At 39.9% G+C, this 16,396-nt stretch carries 12 protein-coding genes and 1 pseudogene; 7 read left to right on the plus strand and 6 right to left on the minus strand.

What is annotated here, in order from left to right; genetic code table 11:
* The first annotated feature begins 249 nt into the window (after positions 1-249).
* Positions 250-390 carry a hypothetical protein gene (locus tag ACMUMK_RS14105; RefSeq protein WP_414701789.1) on the plus strand — a complete coding sequence of 47 codons (141 nt, stop codon included), beginning with the start codon at positions 250-252 and terminating at the stop codon, positions 388-390.
* On the plus strand, positions 368-1,201 hold the full coding sequence (locus ACMUMK_RS14110) for an HD domain-containing protein (protein ID WP_414701790.1): 834 nt from the start codon (positions 368-370) through the stop codon (positions 1,199-1,201). Before ACMUMK_RS14105 ends, ACMUMK_RS14110 begins: the two co-directional genes overlap by 23 nt.
* Before the next feature lie 326 nt (positions 1,202-1,527).
* Here the strand turns inward: ACMUMK_RS14110 and ACMUMK_RS14115 are convergent, their stop codons facing one another.
* Positions 1,528-1,764, minus strand: a complete 237-nt coding sequence (locus ACMUMK_RS14115) for a hypothetical protein (RefSeq protein ID WP_414701791.1) — start codon at positions 1,762-1,764, stop codon at positions 1,528-1,530.
* Between the two features lie 324 nt (positions 1,765-2,088).
* Between ACMUMK_RS14115 and ACMUMK_RS14120 the strand changes: the two genes are divergently transcribed.
* Positions 2,089-2,340, plus strand: coding sequence for a helix-turn-helix domain-containing protein (locus ACMUMK_RS14120; RefSeq protein ID WP_414701792.1), 252 nt, complete (start codon positions 2,089-2,091; stop codon positions 2,338-2,340).
* A 514-nt stretch (positions 2,341-2,854) separates the two neighbouring features.
* Here the strand turns inward: ACMUMK_RS14120 and ACMUMK_RS14125 are convergent.
* Positions 2,855-3,763, minus strand: a complete 909-nt coding sequence (locus ACMUMK_RS14125) for a dienelactone hydrolase family protein (protein ID WP_414701793.1) — start codon at positions 3,761-3,763, stop codon at positions 2,855-2,857.
* Between the two features lie 266 nt (positions 3,764-4,029).
* Here ACMUMK_RS14125 and ACMUMK_RS14130 point away from each other — a divergent pair.
* Positions 4,030-4,854, plus strand: a pseudogene (locus ACMUMK_RS14130) (dienelactone hydrolase family protein); the annotation flags it as partial.
* Positions 4,855-4,924: 70 nt separating this feature from the next.
* Here ACMUMK_RS14130 and fadA read toward each other — a convergent pair.
* Both fadA and fadB read right to left on the minus strand, forming a co-directional pair.
* The gene (fadA, locus tag ACMUMK_RS14135; RefSeq protein ID WP_414701794.1) at positions 4,925-6,088 is read right to left on the minus strand and encodes an acetyl-CoA C-acyltransferase FadA; all 1,164 of its coding nucleotides are present in this window, start codon (positions 6,086-6,088) and stop codon (positions 4,925-4,927) included.
* Between the two features lie 18 nt (positions 6,089-6,106).
* Positions 6,107-8,257: a fatty acid oxidation complex subunit alpha FadB gene (gene fadB, locus ACMUMK_RS14140; RefSeq protein ID WP_414701795.1), complete on the minus strand. Its 2,151-nt coding sequence runs from the start codon at positions 8,255-8,257 to the stop codon at positions 6,107-6,109.
* Positions 8,258-8,585: 328 nt separating this feature from the next.
* On the opposite strand from fadB, the gene ACMUMK_RS14145 reads away from it, so the two are divergent.
* A complete protein-coding gene (locus ACMUMK_RS14145; protein WP_414701796.1) occupies positions 8,586-10,472 on the plus strand; it encodes a transglycosylase SLT domain-containing protein in 1,887 nt (628 codons plus the stop codon).
* 103 nt (positions 10,473-10,575) lie between these two features.
* A complete protein-coding gene (gene pepQ, locus ACMUMK_RS14150) occupies positions 10,576-11,895 on the plus strand; it encodes a Xaa-Pro dipeptidase (RefSeq protein ID WP_414701797.1) in 1,320 nt (439 codons plus the stop codon).
* A 16-nt stretch (positions 11,896-11,911) separates the two neighbouring features.
* Here the strand turns inward: pepQ and ACMUMK_RS14155 are convergent, their stop codons facing one another.
* Both ACMUMK_RS14155 and ACMUMK_RS14160 read right to left on the minus strand, forming a co-directional pair.
* The gene (locus ACMUMK_RS14155) at positions 11,912-14,233 is read right to left on the minus strand and encodes an EAL domain-containing protein (protein ID WP_414701798.1); all 2,322 of its coding nucleotides are present in this window, start codon (positions 14,231-14,233) and stop codon (positions 11,912-11,914) included.
* Between the two features lie 32 nt (positions 14,234-14,265).
* The gene (locus ACMUMK_RS14160; RefSeq protein ID WP_414701799.1) at positions 14,266-14,805 is read right to left on the minus strand and encodes a hypothetical protein; all 540 of its coding nucleotides are present in this window, start codon (positions 14,803-14,805) and stop codon (positions 14,266-14,268) included.
* Between the two features lie 253 nt (positions 14,806-15,058).
* Between ACMUMK_RS14160 and ACMUMK_RS14165 the strand changes: the two genes are divergently transcribed.
* Positions 15,059-16,180, plus strand: coding sequence for a hypothetical protein (locus tag ACMUMK_RS14165; RefSeq protein WP_414701800.1), 1,122 nt, complete (start codon positions 15,059-15,061; stop codon positions 16,178-16,180).
* Positions 16,181-16,396: the final 216 nt, after the last annotated feature.

The raw sequence follows: 16,396 nt of genomic DNA on the forward strand, positions 1-16,396 counted from the left end.
ATCATATTAGTTAATAACTGTATTTAATTCAAGTAGTTTTTTGAATTGTTTTTATTCGTACTAACGAAACGAATTGATTATATGGCAAGTAATTGATTTATATTTGTTGATGGTTATCAGCAACCAAATGATCTGATAAAGATTAATTCTTTGATGTTTTGTCAATCATTTATTTTAAAAATCCTTTAAATACAGTGAGTTACGATTTTTATTTTGTTGACCGCTCAGCTTTCATGAATTAAGATTCAAATGAGTAACAGTGATAATGATGACATAGACTTATATTACCAACTCTCCAATGTGTACATCAGTTCTGGCTACTTAAGTGCGATTCAGCGTATGGATAGAAAGCTAGACGGGAGAAATCATGAGATACGATATAAGTCTTGAAATAGCGTTAAAAAATATCAGTAACTGGATAGCAGCTAAAACTCTTTATTACAGTCCAGAGCGTAAGAAATATTTATACGGATTCTACGCTGGCTTAGGGAATTTTAACGTATATGAGTTGCCAAGCGAATATCAATGCTTAATTTCAAATAATAGTCTTAAAGGTAGCGAGCTGTATGCTGTTGTCTTATCTACATTGCCTATTAAGCATACCACCATAGATGAGATGCCCCCCTATGAGACATCAATTCGTTGTGTATTCAGCGCTTCACTATACGGACATCAGCACACCCGCTCTCTACAATCTGCGATTAAATTTGCCTCACTACATCACGCGAGCCAAAAACGTAAGAGCACTGGCGAACCATACCTAAACCACTTAATTGAAGTGGTGCAACTTCTTCAGGTTTATGAATCAAGTAGCAATGAAAATACACTAATAGCGGCAGCTTTACATGACATCTTGGAAGATACTGAGGTTACCAGTGTTGGTCTTCGCTGCCTATTTGGGGATGAAGTTTCAAAGATAGTATTAGAACTGACGTGTGATTCAGCAACCAATTCTGATGATAAAAAAATAGCACTATTGAATCAGATTTCCACAGGTAGTAATGCTGCGCAATCAATCAAATTAGCAGACGTAATATCTAACGTATCTTCTCTTCCTAGCCAGTGGCCGCTTGAGCGGAAGTTAGCTTATATAGACTGGTGCAAAAAAGTAGCAAAGATATGCTCACCTTCATCTAAACGGCTGTTTGATCAATTTAATTTAAAAGTACAATTAGTAGAAACCAAGCTAAACGACGAATAACAAATCATTTTAAAAATTAAAACATGGGCTGGCAGTCACAAACCCGCCGACAAATAGCACAACCCGAACATATATTGGAGCTTAGCTGCACAGCCAAAGTTGCTGTAGTGCGAGGTAATATAGATGATGTTTTGAAATATATTAATACTATTTCACTTGGGGGTGTTGCTTAAGCTAAATCGCTCTCAAAACTCAGGTTCTTGAGGCCGAGATATTTATTCTCCTCTCTTCTTCTTGGATTGGAAAGTAATCTCCTAGACGGGCTTGCAGCAGAGTTATCCTTAATACCACAACATCTACAACGTAAATCGCTATCGGTATATGCTTTAACCCTGCTTTTCCTTCGACCTCATCTCAACCCAATTTTTCGTTAATTTATCAAAGTCCTCACCTGCGATTTCAATTGTCAATTGAGAGGTTTTTTTACCTGATTTAGATGTGTCAACTCTTATGGCTAAATCTGTTGGGTTTGAGATAGTAATATGCGCTGAGTGCAGACCGGTATCGTCTAATGTTTTGAACATTGTATATTGGCTATTGTTATTTCTATCTTCATTGCTCATGAAAAATACCTCGTGTTTATAGTTTAGATTCTAATTTAATGCCTTTTCTCGATAGTAAAAGTGCCCCTCGCGGTCAATAGACTCTCAAGTTCCCTAATCTCTTTTAAAGGTAAAGTAAATTCTAGGTATTCATTATCATATTTTGCTGATGGACAAGGATTTCAAAATAGGGCAGTTAATTTTTACTATTCAATAGACGTAGGAATTCTACTCTAATTATCATTTTGAAATAGGCCAGAAAAAATCTGACACAATATTTCAAATTTTGAATCTATTTGTCCCTAATTTCGGGACATCGTAACATGTCGTCATAATAGGGACAAGATGAAAAAGTCCACCAATGACCAAAGTTACACCCGATTGCTTTCTTGGCTCAAAAATGAGCGTGTTAGGAAGGGCATGACAGTGCGTGAATTAGGCTTGTTATTAGATGAGCCATACCAAATAGTTAGTAAAATAGAGAAGGGACAGCGAAAACTTTTTGTATATGAATATGTGCAGTACTGTGAAGCATTAGGCTTGGATCCAATGCATGGATTGAAACAACTTGAAAACGGCTCGGAATCTGATTGGTGATCGTTTAATAGAATAATAGTCAATGAATATGACCGAAGCTTAATCCCTATGGTAGTTCGACGAGTTGATTTTTGAAGCACAGACGAGCCTAATAGACTGGCTAGTTGGCTGAAGCGATTTTCATAAAAAAGTTTAAATAGTTAGGAGATGGTAAGGTTAATGCTTTCGTAAAACATCAGCCACCTGATTTTTGTCCTTTTAAAAGTTGGTTCAGAGTTCTGTGTCAGTATGAGCATTTAGATTTCTAGAACTTAATCTAAACGCACCCTTTTGAAGGTTGAACTGTTGGTAAGCTCAGCATTTTATGCCGTTTGATAAGATAAGTTATTGAGTCCTGTCCGCTTTGGGCATGAAACAACTGTGCATCTTCGTCTGCTTTTATTGTTGAGCTTGCTCTATGCTGATATTCAATTTTTTTTGTAACATTCGAAGAGCGGAAATATACCGCCCAAACATGAAATTAATATATATGTGCGAGTTTAAAGCGGTAACTCGCTCTTACAGCGCAGCTCGTTTAGCTCAAATGTTTATTGAAAAAAGTCAATGTTCTTTGCCAAGCTAATTCAGCCGCTTCTGGGTCATAACGCCCAGTAGAGTCGTTATGAAATCCATGATTTACTTTTTGGTACATGTGCATTGTGTAGTCGACTTTATTCTTTTTTAAATCCTGCTCATACTCAGGCCAACTTGCATTGACTCTTTCATCCAATTCCGCAAGCTGAATTAGAAGTGGGGCTTTTATGTTTTCACGCAGTTCTTTTGCTGCTGGAGTGCCATAAAAAGGTACGCCGGCACTAAGCACGCCAGGTATAGATGCGGCCAGCATATTGACAATGTAACCGCCGAAACAAAAGCCAACTGCACCGAGTTTGCCATTACCAGACTGGTGCGCTTGTAAAAATTTGGCTGCGGCAATGAAGTCTTGCTCAATTTTAGCTCTGTCCAAGGAGCGTTGCATTTCTCTACCTTTGTCATCATTGCCGGGGTAGCCCCCAAGTGGGTACAAAGCATCGGGAGCAAACGCGATAAAACCAGCTTTTGCTGCGCGTCTTGCAACATCTTTAATGTAAGGATTAAGGCCACGATTTTCATGCACAACTAAGATTAACGGCGCTTTATTAGGCACAGACTTAGGAGTGACAAGGTATCCTCTGCCTTCTCCATGTCCTTTGGAAGAAGGAAAATTATGATAACTTGCTTTGATATCAGGGTCATTAAATGAAACTTGTTCAGCTAAGGCATAATTTGGTAACAGCGCTGATGATAGAACTGACATGCTAAAACCCAGAGCTGCAAGGGAGCCTAGTCGAGATAAAAATGTGCGCCTGTCGATAATGCCATGCGCATACTGATCGTACCAATCGAAAGCTTCTTGCGGAATATTTGCTTGTAATTGATTATCTTGTTGGGTTGGAGTATTCATTAACACCTCTACCTGATTATTAAAATGATTTGCGAGCGACAAAAGCTTCTAGTGCGTATTCTTAATTTAGCTTAGGCTATAATCCCTATACGAGCATAGAACGTTTTTATATCCGAATTCAATGACTAAAAATAAGTTGAGAATTTAATCGTAAAATTCTCAACTTTTTAGACTAAATTGAGCAAAAGGTTAAAAGTACCATCAATGGCTTATTTCTAAAGGGTTTTCAGAGGTTTCACAATAATATTAGTGTTACGGTAAACGCCGGTGATATCGACCGCCGCACATTTATGAGCCGCTTAGCTACATTGCCAATTGCAGGTCTCACATTTGGAGCGGTAGCCGGAGCACTTACTCCTAATTATGCCCTGGCTGAGCAAGTATCTTTTAATGACTCTGCTATTAAGGCAACCTATGCAACTTTTCCTTCTGCGAAAGGACACGGCACAGGTCAAGGGTATCTTGTTGTTCCTACAGGACTAAAAACTAAAGCACCTGCTGTGCTGGTGGTCCACGAGAATAGAGGTCTTAACCCATATATTAAAGATGTCGCTAGACGTTTAGCAAAACAAGGCTTTATTGCCTTTGCTCCCGATGCGCTATTCCCTCTTGGTGGATATCCTGGCAATGATGATGAAGGCCGTGCCATGCAACGGGGAATGGACCGTAGTAAAATTGAAGAAGATTTTATCGCAGCGGCAGATTTTTTGAAAAGTCATGAGGCTACAACTGATAAGTTGGGAGTGGTGGGCTTTTGCTTTGGTGGCTATATTAGTAACTTCTTGGCAGCCGCTGCACCTAATTTAATTAATGCTGCAGTGCCTTTTTATGGTACACCGGCAAAAGACGAATTGGTTAAAAATGTAAAAGCTCCCATTTTGTTGCAATTTGCAGAAAACGATAAGCGAGTTAACGCGAGTTGGCCGGCATACGAAACAGTACTGAAAGCAAATAGTGTGAAGTATCAAGCCCATGTTTACCCTAGTACTCAACATGGTTTTCATAATGACTCAACCAGCCGCTACAACCCTGAAGCAGCAGAGCTCGCTTGGTCACGGACCTTAGCCTTTTTTAAACAATATTTAGCTTAGCCATTTAATTGTTCACACATAAAAAAAGCTCCGTAAGGAGCTTTTTAGTTTTTACTGGCTATTGGGGTCTTTAGATGCGTTCAAACACTGTCGCTATACCTTGTCCTAAACCAACACACATAGTGGCAAGGCCAATTGATTTGTCGTTAGCTTCCATCAAATTGATTAGGGTGGTTGATATACGCGAACCAGAACATCCTAGAGGGTGGCCTAGTGCAATAGCGCCACCATTTAAGTTAACTCTGTCGTCATAATTATCTAGCCATCCAAGTTGTTTGATACAAGATAAGGCTTGGGCAGCGAAGGCTTCGTTGAATTCAGCCAACTCGATATCAGCCATAGTCATACCTGCACGTTTAAGTGCTTTTTGCGTGGCAGGTACTGGACCAAATCCCATAATTGCAGCATCACAGCCAGCCACTGCCATAGCGCGAATTTTAGCTCTTGGTGTTAATCCAAGGGCTTTGGCTTTGTCTGCTGACATAATTAACATAGCAGATGCCCCATCAGACAATGCTGATGATGTACCCGCTGTTACTGTGCCGTTAACTGGGTCAAACACTGGTCTTAGGGTAGACATAGTTTCAACAGTGGAATCTGGACGAATCACTTCATCTACTGTTATGGATTTTAATATGCCATCAGCATCGTGGCCTTGGGTGGCTACGATTTCGTTTGCCCAGCGCCCTTCTATTGTTGCTTTGTGTGCTAGCTGGTGAGAGCGCGCACCAAAGGCATCTTGCATCTCACGGGTAATGCCATTTTGACGGCCAAGCAACTCAGCTGTCATACCCATGCTACCAGAGGCTTTAGCAGTATGTTTAGCTATGCCAGGGTGAAAGTCTAGGTTGAAATCCATAGGCACGTGGCCCATGTGTTCTACCCCACCAATCATGTACACATCACCACGTCCAGACATAATACCACTGGCTGCATCGTGCAGTGCTTGCATTGAAGAGCCACATAAACGGTTTACGGTAACCGCTGCCGTTGAACGTGGAATATCAGTTAACAACTGAGCGTTTCGAGCAATATTGAAGCCTTGTTCTTTGGTTTGTTGCACACAACCCCAAATAATGTCTTCTATTTCAGTTGGATCTAGGTTTGGGTTGCGCTCTACTAATTTAGTCATTAAATGTGCAGATAACGTTTCTGCACGAACATTTCTATATATACCGCCTTTAGAGCGACCCATTGGTGTACGAATACAATCGACTACTACGACTTCTTTCATGATCTTCTCCTTAGGCTATTATGCAAAGTATGATTTATTAGAGGCGGCCATTTCGCGCACACCATCTGATATTTGATAAATAGGACCTAAGTCCGCGTATTTATCTGCCAGTGCTACAAAGTTGGCTAAGCCCATAGTTTCAATATAACGGAAGATACCACCTTTAAATGGAGGGAAGCCTAAACCGTAAAGTAACGCCATATCAGCTTCTGCCGCACTGGCTACTATGCCTTCTTCAAGACAGCGAATGGCTTCGTTAGCCATAGGTATCATCACTCGTGCAATAATTTCGTCTTTATCGAACTCTTGTGTGGCTGCACAATGTGGAGCGAACAATTCATAGGCTTCTGGGGCAGCTGTTTTCACTGGGCGCCCTCGTTTATCTAGACTGAAGTTATAAAAGCCTTTGCCGTTTTTCTGGCCAAAGCGCTCTGCTTTATAAAGTAAGGTGACAGGGTCGTTAGCAATTTTTTGCATACGCTCAGGAATGCCTTCAGCCATTACACCAGATGCATGGTCTGCTGTGTCCATACCGACTACATCTAATAGAAACGCAGGGCCCATTGGCCAACCGAACACTTTTTCCATCACTTTATCAACGGCAACAAAGTCTGCTCCGTCCATCACTAACTTACTAAAGCCAGCAAAATAAGGGAACAATACACGATTCACTAGAAAGCCTGGGCAGTCATTAACTACTATGGGCGTCTTGCCCATTTTTAGGGTGGCGGCAACCACAGCGGATATAGTGTCTTCACTGGTTTCTTCACCGCGTATAATTTCAACTAATGGCATTTTGTGCACAGGGTTGAAAAAGTGCATACCGCAGAAGCGTTCAGGCTTTTGCAAACTTTTAGCAAGCTGGTTAATCGAAATAGTAGAAGTGTTAGAGCAGATAATGGCATCGTCTGCCACATGAGTTTCGGTTTCTGCCAACACTATGCCTTTAACTTTAGGGTTTTCTACAACGGCTTCAATCACAAGATCGACGTCTTTTATGGCTGAATATTCAAGAGTGGGGGTAATGTTGTTTAGTGTGGTAGCCATTTTAGTGGCATCCACTTTTCCGCGCTTCATACCTTTACCTAGTATGGTGGCGGCTTCTTTTAACCCTAAATCTAATGCAGCCTGATTGATATCTTTCATGATAACAGGTGTACCTTTAACCGCAGATTGATATGCGATACCGCCACCCATAATACCTGCGCCTAACACAGCGGTTTGCTTCACTGCTTTAGTGGCGGCTTTAGCTTGTTTTTTACCTTTACTTTTAACGAGCTGATCCGCTAAGAAGATACCAACTTGGGCTCTAGCTTCATTGGTTTTCGCAAGAGTTGCAAACCCTTGGTTTTCAAGTTTCAGGGCGCCATCTCTGTCTAGGCTTGCTGCTTTAGCAACAGTATCAACCATCATATGTGGTGCAGGGTAGTGTTTACCTGCTTGCGCGGCCACTATAGCTTTTGCGGTTGAAAAGCTCATCATAGCTTCATTTTTATTTAGCTTAAGGGGGGCTTTTTTCTCTGCACGGCGTGCTTGCCAATCAAACTCACCGGCAATGGCATCTTTAAGCATGGTAATTGCTGCGTCTACTAGTTTTTCTGGTGCAACTACTGCATCTACAGCACCTTCTGCTAATGCTTTTTCTGCTTTGCGATCACGGCCAGTAGTCATCCACTCTAGTGCGTTGTCTGAACCAATTAATCTAGGTAAACGCACGGTACCGCCAAAACCAGGCATAATGCCCAGTTTAACTTCAGGTAAGCCAATACTTGCGCTGGTATCAGCCACTCGGAGATCACAAGCTAGGGTCATTTCACAGCCACCACCTAGTGCAAAACCATTAATTGCTGCGATAGTAGGAAAGGGTAAATCTTCAAACCTATCAAATACTTGAGAGGTTTTTGCTACCCAAGCCAATACTTCTTCATCTGGCATGTCGAACAGGCCAGTAAACTCTGTGATATCAGCACCTACAATAAATGCAGGTTTAGCAGAGCGCACTAGCACACCTTTTACATCAGAGGTGTGAGTTAAGGCTTGTGTTGCAGCATCTAATTCAGCAACAGTTTGTTGATCAAACTTATTCACTGAGCCTTGTGCGTCAAATACTAATTCTGCAATACCATCTTGCAGCAAATTAACCGAGAGGCTTTTACCTTCATATATCATTCTTGTCTCCTGTGATGTTCGCCTGAGTGTGGGTTACAACTGGCAACGCCACCCTTTAAAATATAGGTACCTAATACATTCGAATAAATTGAAACTTATTATTAACATTTAGCACTAAGAATAGTTACATGTGGGTAACTATACGGATTTCAACTGGTCATTCCAGTTAAACTTAAAGATTTTTGATAAATTTCCTGCATTGTTGAATTAGGCTCTAAAAGAGTTAGGTAAATTTGTTACTATCTCTATTCGGCTGTGTTTAGCTTTACTTTTTATTGTGGAATTCGTGATTACTCGTTATTTTTCTAGGTTTATTATTGGTATTTTCTTGACCCTTCAAGTTAGTACGGCTGAGTCTGCGCTTAGCTTAGAGCAGCAAAGGGCCTTATTTATTGAAGCTGATGCTTATACAAGCGACACAGACAGCCAAGTCTATAAAGACTATATGCAGCAACTAGTTGATTATCCGCTACAGCCTTATTTGGAGTTAAAAGCGCTCTCCCAATCTTTAACTATTTCTAAAAGACAGCAAATTGAAGCTTTTTTAACAAAATATGAATCCTCACCTCTCGATAGGCCTTTGCGTAAAAAGTGGCTTGAGTACTTAATAGACCACAATCAGAATGAATTGTTTATGGCAACATACCGTGATCTAGGTAATGTTAAGCTAACTTGTAAGTACGGTGAGTTACTTCTAAAAGATGAAACCAGCAAAGCACAAGCTTTACGGATGGCCGAAGAGTTATGGGTGGTGGGTAAATCACAACCTAAGGCATGTGATCCTTTATTTAAGGAGTGGCAAAACTTAGGAAAACGTACGCCAGAGCTAGTGTGGAAGCGATTAAGGTTAACCGCAAAAGGTGGCGACACAACATTAGTTCCTTATTTAAAATCTTTGTTGCCACAAGAACAAAGGTATTTGGCTGACTTATGGTTAAAAGTGCGCCGAGCACCCAGCTATGTTAGTAGAAGCTCTCGTTTTCCCCACAAAACTCCAGCCTTAGAAACTGAAATTTTAACCTACGGCTTAACTCGCTTGATTTGGCAAGATAGAAACTTAGCGCTACGTAGTTGGGATGAGCTAAGTAAACGTTTTGCTTTTTCAGATAATCAACAGCAGCAGATATTTCATAAATTCGCCGTTGCTTTAGCATTGAGTAATCATGACCAAGCTGATCTTTGGCTTGAGAAGTCAATCGATTTTGGGGTTGATTCTGAGCTAGCTCGGTGGCACTTAGCCCATGTGATTAGAAAACAAGACTGGCAACATGCTTTGGATGTTGTTGACTACGCCATTGGTCAAGGGGGAATAGACAATGTCTTTGAGTATTGGCAAGCCAAAGCTTACAAAGAGTTAGGTGCAGATGAATTATCACAGCAAGGCTTTCAGCATTTAGCTAAGCAACGTCATTACTATGGTTTTTTGGCAAGTGCAGAGTTATCAGTTGCCCCTTCTTTGAATGACAAGCCGATCCACGCCCCCCAGGCAGATATCGACTCATTAATGTTACTACCACCGGCGCAGCGAGCCTTTGAATTTAGGGCATTAGAGCACTATACCAGTGCCAGAAGAGAATGGAATTTTTTACAAAGTAACTTAAGTGAGCAGCAAAAAATAGCAGCGGCTGTCTTGGCAGATCAACAAGGTTGGCATGCTCAGGCTATATTTGGTTTTGCTAGGCTTGGATACTTAGATGACTTAGGTAAACGTTTTCCCATGCCATTTGATAATGAAGTGCAATTTAATGCAGAAAAAAATGACATTGATGTTGCCTGGGCTTATGCAATAGCGAGGCGAGAGAGTTCTTTTATGGCAGATGCTGCATCTGGTGTAGGGGCTTTGGGATTGATGCAATTAATGCCGGGTACCGCCCGCTTTTTGGCAAAGAAAAAAGTCAAAAGGCAGGTTTTGTTTGACCCACAACAGAATGTTGAGTTGGGAACCCAATACATGCGTTACTTATTGGATAAAATGGATAACAATCCTGTTTTAGCTACAGCTTCGTACAATGCTGGGTGGCGAAAAGTCAAACAATGGCAGCCTGAGACAGGCACTATGCCTTTAGATATTTGGATAGAAACGATCCCTTATAAAGAAACTCGAAATTATGTGAAGGCTGTATTGGCCTATCAGCAAATTTATCGACAGCACTTGGGTAATCAAAGCAATGTATTTCAAGACTTATTGCAAATGCAGATAACCCCCAAAAGCTGATTTTTACTTTATCATACACAAGTTATTTACTTATCTTTTAGCTAGTTTGGAGATAAAGTTCAGTGTGTTAACCTACCCTATTATTTATTCTAGAGAGTGACCTATGTCTATATTTGAACATACTTATCCTGATCATATTGCTGAATTGCAAAAGCGAACGCAGGAAGCCTTACAACGTGAAAGTATCGATGGCTTAGTGATCCACTCTGGACAAAGTAAACGATTGTTTTTAGATGACAATAACTATCCTTTTAAAGTAAATCCGCAATTTAAAGCTTGGCTACCTATTATTGATAACCCTAATTGTTGGTTAATAGTTAATGGAGTTGATAAGCCTAAATTAGTCTTTTATCGCCCCAAAGATTTTTGGCATAAAGTACCAGATGAACCTAATGATTTTTGGGCGGAACACTTTGATATTGTACTGCTCGCCCAAGCAAATGCGGTTGAAAAGCATTTACCTTTTGATAGGCAAAAATACGCATATATTGGTGAATACATAGAAGTAGCCAAAGCTCTTGGGTTTGAGTTGGTTAACCCCGATAGGGTGATGCACTATTTGCATTATCAAAGGGCCTATAAAACAGATTATGAATTGCAATGTATGCGTGAAGCGAATCGTATCGCAATAGATGGACACCGCGCTGCAAAACTTGCATTTGAGCAAGGGCTAAGTGAGTTTGATATAAATTTGGCTTACCTGTGCGCAGTAAGGCAAGGCGAGAACCGTGTACCTTACAATAATATTGTGGCTTTAAATGAGAATGCTTCAATTCTGCATTATACAGAGCTAGAGGTTTGTGCTCCCGAAGAGTCTAGATCTTTTTTGATTGATGCTGGAGCTAACTTCCAAGGCTATGCGGCTGATATTACGAGGACCTATTGCCAGCAAGATAATCTGTTTTCAGAATTAATAAAGGCTATGGACACTATCACCACAACTTTGGCTGGCGAGTTAAAGCCAGGTATGCCTTACACTCGAATTCATGAAAGTGCACATAGTAAAATTGCTCAACTGCTAACAGACTTTAAAATAGTAAACTTAAATGCCCAAGACATTTTAGAACAGGGCATAGTTAATACGTTTTTCCCCCATGGAATAGGCCACTTTTTAGGGCTGCAAGTACATGATGTTGCAGGCCATGTGTCAGATGATCGAGGCACACCAAACCCAGCTCCAGCAGCACACCCTTTTTTAAGGACAACTCGTACGATTGAGCCTAGGCAAGTATTTACCATTGAGCCCGGTTTATACTTTATTGACAGCTTATTGAGTGACTTGAAAAGTACACAGCAATCACAGTTTATTAATTGGAATATAATTGATGAATTACGCCCTTATGGCGGTATCAGAATTGAAGATAATATCATTGTACACCGAGATAAAAACGAGAATATGACCCGCCAATTTGGCTTAGTTTAAAAGGTGCGGCTGTATACTACAGCCACTCTTTATCTTGATTTTCGGCTAACCACACCAGCAAATCATCTGCTTTTGCTGGTTTACAAATATAGTATCCTTGGGCTAGTTCACAGCCCCACTTAGCTAACAATTGTAGGGACTCTAGATTTTCTACCCCTTCTGCGACCACATTCATATCAAAGCTGTGAGCAAGGCTAATAACAGTTTGAACTATTTTTCTATCACCCTCTTGTTCATTCAATTTGAGCACAAAGCTTTTATCTACTTTTAACGTGTTAACCGGTAAGTTTTGTAAATATGCCATAGATGAATAGCCTGTGCCAAAGTCATCAATGGCAAGTTCAAATCCAGCGTCTTGATAGGCTTGCATGTGGCTAATAGCCGTAGCATGGTCTTTAACTAAGTCACCTTCTGTTAGCTCAAAAGACACACTATGTATTGGCAGTTTATGATGCTCCAACAACTTGAGAATGTGGGGAAGAAGGGAGGCATTCATTATATCTTTGGCTGAAAGATTAATAGCTACTGACTGTGGAAATCCAGCATGATGAAATTTAGCTGCATCACTAATTGCTTGATTGATGACCCATTCCGTTACCTGATGAATAAACCCAGCTTGTTCTGCAATAGCAATGAAATCTTCAGGAGACACAAACCCTAGTTGCTTGTTAGTCCAGCGGATAAGTGCCTCTACATGGGTGACTTTCCCTGCTACTAAATTTAGCTTAGGTTGATAGTTAAGAGAGAGCTCCTCGGGGGCATGTTTTAGGGTGTTTTTCAATTCTGTGATAATACTTAAACGTCTAGAGTAGCGGGCTTCTAACTCTGGATGGAAAGGTAAAATGAATTGTCTGGTTATTTGTGCTTCATCTAAGACAATATTCATACTCTTGAATACGTCTTCTGAGCTGCTTGCGTCTTTAGGACAAGTAATCATGCCTATAGCAACTTTTAGATCTATGTTGAAATGACCGGCATCCACCTTTTGCTCTAGTTCAGACTTCATTTTCTCTATGAAACTTTGATCTGGAATATCGTCAGGTAGCCACAGCAATTCGCCACCTGTTACTCTTGCTGCTATGCCGTCAAATTGCGTGAGTCTGTTAGCAAGTTCCTTTAAACATGTATCTCCATTGTGGTATCCAAAAATATCATTGATCCCTCTGAATCCAAAAATATTAATACCAATAGCTACAAAAGGGGTCTTGTTTTTAAATTTTTCATCTAAAAAGGTTTCAACATATTGGCGGTTGTATAAAGAGGTTAAGGTATCGTGTCTAGCTTGGAATATTATTTTTTCTTCCCTAGATTGGATGTTGTTCTGCATCGAGGTGAAGGCATCTGATAACTGGCTTACTTCTTCTGTGGAGCAAGGCATATCTAAGGCATTGGAATAATTACCCACAGCAATTTCTTTTGCTTTTGTCACTAATGAAGAGAGAGGTTTAGCGATGCGATTAGAAAATAACGCCCCTAAGAAGCTCGCCAGTAATACGGCTAACGTGCCGGTTACTAAAAGGCTGGTTTGCAAATCTACAAAGTCAGCAAAAAGCTTTTGTACATCTTCAGATAAGGTTAAAACTGTTTTATGTCCAAGCTCATCAGCTAGTACAAATTGCCGGGAAATATAAGGTATATCTTTGGTTACAGTAATAGATAGCCAAGATGGGTGTGCTTCCACCTGAGATAAGGCTTTTTCCATAAGGGGCGCTGTAAGAGTACTTATATTATACGCTTGATGCTCGCCTTCAAAAACCTGTAATGTTGTGTTTAATTTGGTGATTTCAGTCAGCTCTTGTATCAATTTCATATCTAGTTTGAAACCAATAAGTGCAATGGCAATGGGCCTTGGTGCGTCAACGGTCAGCATAATGACTTGATAAAGCTGACCATTTAGCATCATTAATACAGATACTCCGCCCTCGTTTAACACTCGCTTAAAAATTGAGTTGTATGGAAAACCTTGAGCAGGTGTAAGCACTTCTGGAGCGCTGGTAATGGTTTTACCTTCTAATGAAACAAGGGCCATAAGGTCAGCATTGATTCTGGAACCATGGTTAGTTAATGCGCTATCTATTGTGCCTTTGTCTTTTGAGGCGACAGCTTTTTTAAAACCAAAGTCAGCAGTAAGTACATGGGCAGAGTTAAAAAGCAGTTCTTCTTTACTTTTTAATACTCGTTCTAGAACGTTTTGCCCGATTTGTAGCCCATTGTCTAGGCGAGTTTTTGTTTGGTCTATCGTTGCAACCCAGACATTTAAAAATAATGTAATTGAGGTTAATGCAATTAACCCTACAACAAGTCTAAATATGCTTCGATTAAGTGACTTTTTAGCCAATTAATTTTCCTTCTAGGTACTTAGGGACGTAATTAATACCAAACGAACTTTAATCGCTTAGTAAATATTTCTATGGCATCAGCTTCGCGTTTTGGTGCAAAACCATTAATGTCATCAAGGTTAAATAAAACAATATCTTCAAAACTGTTTACTAAGCTTTGCTTAATAGCTTTTATAGTCGGCTCCGGTTTCTCGAAAGTATTACTGACAATGGTAAACTTGTCTTCGAAAAGGTCTTCAAAAAGGTATGATTCACTGAATTCATCAAACTTAAGGTTACCTTTGAAGCGAATTTTAGCGACTAATTGACTGCTATCTCCAGATGTCACTGTCATTAACAACTTAATGTTTTTATCGAGCCCATTGATCACTATCTCAGGATCTGAAAAGGTGGCACTAACATTTTTAAAAGAGCGCACCACGGGAAATTGGGCCTTCAAGTTTTTATTAATTTCTTTTTCGGTGACAAATTGAAATACATCAGAAGCCGAAGCTATACAGGGTATAAGGCTTGTTATGAACAGCAGCAGGGCCGAAGGTAAGTTAAAATTCTGCCTAATGTATTTGTACATGTTTTGCTCTTTGTTAAAAACAGTGTAAATGTGCTTGTAACCTAATTTTAGCACCATACCACTGTCTAGAATAAATCTCTAAAATTAGAATTTACCTGGTATCAATTTTGATACCTTTGCGTTGACTGTGCTCAGTCCCCTATTTACTTCTGGAGCCACAGGTATTACTTTAGAATCAAGTGCTTGTATTTAAGAGGCAAACCTCATATAAACGTCATAGCTCCTCATTATAAGTACAACTTTAGGTTTTTAGATGGCCAAACACAGACCCTTATTTAAACATATTAGAAACCATGACACTTTATTTGCAGAATTGGCAATTGTCAGAAACACTTACGCTCAAAGCTTAGGGTTAACGAATTACGATTACCATAAAACCCCTAAATTTATCACAGAGGATGGCCGCAGGCTCACTATAGAGCCTGAGCGTAGTATTGTAGTAAATAATTATCGAGATTTACGTGGTGTAAAGAATATTCTTGAACGTGAAATTTCAGGTTTTTATATTATTAATAATAGTGACATAGGGTTTCGTTATCCTACAGCTGCTATTGCTGGTGCAGATGCGCCATTTATCAAGCGCTTTCGCTCAGAGTTTTTTCATAAAGTAGATGAAGACCGAAGTATTTGCCGGCCCTTAAATTTATCCTATGGTATTAAGAGTCGAGGTAAGGCAGACAATCGTCAGGAGTATGAAGTCTGGGTTGCTGATGATAATTTACAACAAGACCCCTCACCTTTATTTATTGACAAATATGGTGAAGACTTACCAGATGATATTCGCTTGTTTGCAGCCGAGCCACCTGTAGTTCATGGATGGATGGGGGTAAAGCGAGCTGCATTTGAAGCCATATATCAAGATAAAAAAAATATGGGTGATATTGCAATTAGCATTGGGCTATCCGTTGATGCTTACAATATTGGGTCAATGCCTGACCTTTCCTACTCACCCCTAACCGAAAGCTCTATTGCTGTTGGCAATGCTGAATTAGAATGGGAAGTTATGGGCTACTATGCGCCAGCAGGCGAGCGAGTGGACCATGATCAAGTTTGGTCTGCAATTAACTTTGCAATCGAAGCCATTAGTGGTCCTGTCAATGATACATATTCAGATGTAATTTTACCTATTAATGAGAGTAAAACTGAACGTATTCTGAGTACAATTCGCGAGCAAGAGGTTACTGCGGAACAGATTAAAGAGTTAAACCTAAAGCCTTGGGAGTTTTTACAAACTGCCAGTGACCACAGACGCAAAGCCCATGACCCATCGCGAACGGTTAACTTATTAGGGCGGCTTAATCGACTCTTTTACCAAGAAGCCCATCAATTACCGTCTTTAAATGAAATCCATGATTTGATTGGTGATCTAGCATGATAAGTATAGAGTTATCCAATTGTTACCAATGCTTTATTGTCAGATTTATTGACACCCTAAGTTAGAGGTTGTGATTTTAGATGGTAAGATTTTGATTTTTAAAGTAAATTTAATTTTGGTTTGATTTTTGCTTTATGTTGGGTAAGCCATTTGTTTTTATATATCAATATAAAATTGAATACTTTTTAACTGGTTTAATATTATATTATGAGCCAT

Source organism: Paraglaciecola sp. 2405UD69-4, assembly GCF_047525415.1.
Lineage (GTDB): Bacteria > Pseudomonadota > Gammaproteobacteria > Enterobacterales > Alteromonadaceae > Paraglaciecola.